The organism is Pseudoalteromonas sp. SR45-5 (genome assembly GCF_014163565.1).
Taxonomy (GTDB): domain Bacteria; phylum Pseudomonadota; class Gammaproteobacteria; order Enterobacterales; family Alteromonadaceae; genus Pseudoalteromonas; species Pseudoalteromonas distincta.
Genome location: NZ_JACJDN010000957.1, coordinates 1 through 965, shown reverse-complemented (window position 1 = coordinate 965; position 965 = coordinate 1). Strand labels below are relative to the sequence as shown.

Here is a 965-nt window from a genome sequence, read left to right as displayed (position 1 = left end):
ATGTATAGGGTTCGTCAAGTTTTTATAAGTAAATTTAAACTTAAATACGGTAATGAAGAGCTTATAGATAAAAAAGAATATGCAATCAAAATGCTGTACAACGTAAGTTTATATATGTTTCCTGTGTTATTTTTAGCTGTTTTTTCAAGAACGCTTGCTGAGCGTTACATTTACTTTGGGATGTTTTTCTTTTTACCCATAGTAATACTTGCAGCCGAACACATGAGGATTTTTATTAATCGATTTTTTGTTTACTCAATGGTATTTACAATATTTTTGTTACCACAAAATGTAATTGTATTTGGCGTACTCGCACTTAAATCAACTACGCAGGACTCACTATCGAATAATATGTATGAATTATTATATGAAGAATATAAAAAAGCGCCTCCGCCAGTGGGTAGGTTGTAAAGGAAACTGAAATGATAGTTATTTATGTTGATAACTTTGATAGAGCTACATTTTTCTATCGATTAGCAAAGGGTATAAAAGGGAAGTCGTTTCTTTTTTATACCACAAAGTACTCTGTTTACCGTTTTTTAAAGAAAGACTTTGAAGTTTTTTTATTTAATGAAAACGAAAAGCAAGCCAACAATTGCAATGATATGCCTCCAGAAACTGATTTTTCAAATCTGACCTATGTTTACCGTGGTAGTCAATCTGTGGCACATGCAAAGAAAGTTTATACGATGATAAGAGATCGTCTTGCTTTGACTCAATTAAACTACCAAGAAGTTGAAGTTGCTATTGTATTCAATGGTAATTCAGCATCGCAAAAAGCATTTATAGACCATTTTTCTAATAAAAATGTAAAAACTCTTTTTTGTGAAATAAGTAATTTACCAGGAAAAGTGATTTTTGACCGATTAGGTGTAAATGCAAAATCAAGCTTGTTCTTTGATGCAAAAAAGCTAGATACATTCGATCCCGTGGATGTGGAAGAACATCAGCGTTGGGTTAAAGTG

Annotated in this window: 2 protein-coding genes; both read left to right on the top strand. The window is 31.8% G+C overall.

Annotated features, from left to right (window positions below; genetic code table 11):
- Positions 1-411: hypothetical protein (locus tag H5072_RS20345; RefSeq protein ID WP_220488753.1), on the top strand; the 411-nt coding region annotated here is incomplete at its 5' end.
- Between the two features lie 11 nt (positions 412-422).
- Positions 423-965, top strand: a 543-nt coding sequence (locus tag H5072_RS20340; RefSeq protein WP_220488751.1) for a hypothetical protein, incomplete at its 3' end; no start/stop codon positions are given.